We start from the raw sequence: 2936 nt of genomic DNA on the forward strand, positions 1-2936 counted from the left end.
CGGGTGCTGGGCAACGATGGCACGACCATCCTTGGCAACCTGTCGGCCAACGGCAAGGTGTTTATCGTCAACCCGAATGGCGTGCTGTTCGGCCACGGTGCGTCGGTCAATACGGCCGGCCTGGTGGCTTCCACGCTCGACATCAATAACGCCGACTTTATGTCGGGTAACTACAAATTTTCAGGCAATGGCAGCGGCCGGGTGCTGAACCAGGGCGCGCTCAACGCGCCGGGCGGCTATGTGGCCTTGCTGGGCGCGCAGGTGTCGAATGAAGGCACGATCAATGCTCGGCTCGGTTCGGTGGCGCTGGCGGCCGGCCAGGCGATCACGCTCGATGTGGCTGGCGACGGCTTGCTGAAGGTGGCGGTGGACCGCGGCGCGGTGGGGGCGCTGGTGCAAAATGGCGGCCTGATCCAGGCCGATGGCGGCAGCGTGGTATTGACGGCGCAGGCGGCCGGCAACCTGCTCAAAACCGTGGTCAACAACAGCGGCGTGATCGAGGCGCACACCATCGACACGCGCAGCGGCACGATCAAATTGCTGGGCGACATGCAGACCGGCACGGTGAACGCGGCCGGCACCCTGGACGCCAGCGCGCCGACGGGCGGCAACGGCGGCTTTATCGACACCTCGGCCGCGCATGTGAACATTGCCAAGGGCATCAATGTGACGACCAAGGCGGCCAACGGCCTGTCCGGCACCTGGCTGATCGACCCGGTCGACTTCACGATCGCCGCGTCCGGCGGCAATATGACCGGCACCGACCTGATGACCGGCCTGAGCAATGGCTCGGTGCAGATCCTGAGCACCGACGGCACTGGCGGCACGGCTGGCGACGTCAATGTCAACGAAGCGATTGCCTGGTCGGCCAACAAGCTGACCCTGACCGCGCAAAACAATATCAACATCAACAAGCCGATGACCGGCACCGGCACGGCCAGCCTGGCGCTCGAATATGGCCAGAGCACCGTCGCGTCGAGCAATGCCGCGAATATCACGATCAAGGCCGAGGTCAATCTCCCCTCGGGCAATAGTTTCAGCACCAAGCAGGGCAGTGACGGCACCACCAAGGTCTATACGATGATCACCAGCCTGGGCGCGGCCGGCAGCGTCACTGGTACCGATTTGCAAGGCATGAGGAACCTCATGTCGGGCAACTATGCGCTGGGCGCCAATATCGACGCCAGCGCCACGTCGTCATGGGGCGCCAACGGCTTCATCGCGATCGGCACCAATACTACGCCATTTACGGGGCAGTTCGAGGGTCTGGGCCACGTGATTACTGGCTTGACCAGTAACACCAGCACGAGCAACGTCTCGGCCGCCCTGTTCGGTACGATCACTACGGCTGCGCAGATCCGCAATGTCGGCGTGCTCGACGTCAACCTGAGTGCCAGCGTGCCGGGCAGTGGTTCCTATGGTAATGCGGCAGGGGTGGTTGGTTCCAATAGCGGCTTGATCAATAATGCCTATGTGAGCGGCAGCCTGAGCACCCCGGGCTATGCGTATATCGGCGGCCTGGTTGGCAAAAACAGCGGCACCATCCTCAACAGCGGCAGCAGCGCCACGATCACTGTCACCAACGCGACGCTCGATACCGTGATTGGCGGCCTGGTGGGCCTTGGCACCAAGGCCAGCAAGATCACCGGTAGTTACAATACGGGCGCCGTCACCGCTACCGCCAAGCATACCGGTGGCGGCCTGGTCGGCATCAATTACGGCGCCATTACCAACAGTTTCAATACTGGCGCGGTAGCGGTCGGTATCGACGCCGGCGGCCTGGTGGCCAGCAACCGTGGTTCGACTGCCGTGATCAACAACAGCTTCAGTACCGGCGCCGTGTCGGCCAACGGCCATGTTGGCGGGCTGGTGGGCTGGACCACCTCCTCGGCGCAGATCAACAACAGCTATGCCACCGGCACGGTGACGGGCCTGGGCCTGGGCGGTCTTGCCAGCGCCAGCGTATCCACGGGTGGACTGGTCGGCAATAACCGCTCGTCGATCAGCAACAGTTACGCCACCGGCGACGTCACGGGCGCCACCAGCTCGGTGGGCGGCGTGGTCGGCGCCAACGGCACCAGCACTGCGGGCGCCTCGGTCACCAATGTCTATTCTTCCGGCAAGGTCACGCTGACCGGCACCGTCGCCGGCACCACTGTGGCAGGCGGCGTCATCGGCTTCAACAACGCAACCGCGACGATCACCGGCGGTTACTTCAATTCCACCGTCAACTTGGGCTCCGCCATCGGCGACGGCACTGGATCGGCCACCAAGGTGAGCCCCCTGAGCGCGACACAAATGCGCACGGGCGCCAGCTTCGACAACTTCACTTTCACCACCAGCACCGGCCAGTCGGGCAACAACTGGGTCATGGTCAATACCGACGGCACGCTGAACAATGCGGGCGGCGCGCTGGGTGCCACCGGACCGATGTTGTCGTCCGAGTACAGCACCACCATCAAATCGCCGCATCAATTGCAATTGATGGCGATGAATCTGGCCGGCAATTACACGCTGGCCCGCGACCTCAATCTGGCGCCCACCGGCACCACGGGCGATGTCTGGAATGGCGCCACGTTCGTGCCGGTTGGCACCAGCACGGCGGCGCCATTTACCGGCACCTTCGACGGCGCCGCCCATGTCATTTCCAACCTGAGCCTGAACCGTCCGGGCATCGACAGTACCGGCCTGTTCGGCGCCACCTCCAGCACGGCGGTGATTCGCGACGTGGGCCTGGACGGCGGCAGCGTCAACGGCGCCACGGCTACCGGTACGCTGGTCGGCAACAATGCCGGCACCATCAGCGGCAGCTACAGCACCATGAGCGTGACCGGCACCGCCAACACGGGCGGCCTGGTCGGCAACAACAGCGGCACTGTCAGCAACAGCTACGCCTCGGGCGCCGTGACCGGCACCAACACGGTGGGCGGCCTGGT

The 2936-nt window shown here is 64.2% G+C and carries 1 protein-coding gene; it reads left to right on the top strand.

The features are described from left to right. The coding region (locus CD932_RS27940; RefSeq protein ID WP_141213409.1) for a GLUG motif-containing protein at positions 1 to 2936 on the top strand (2936 nt) is incomplete at both ends.

Origin of the sequence: Janthinobacterium sp. PC23-8, assembly GCF_002250505.1 — a bacterium.
GTDB lineage: Bacteria > Pseudomonadota > Gammaproteobacteria > Burkholderiales > Burkholderiaceae_D > Janthinobacterium.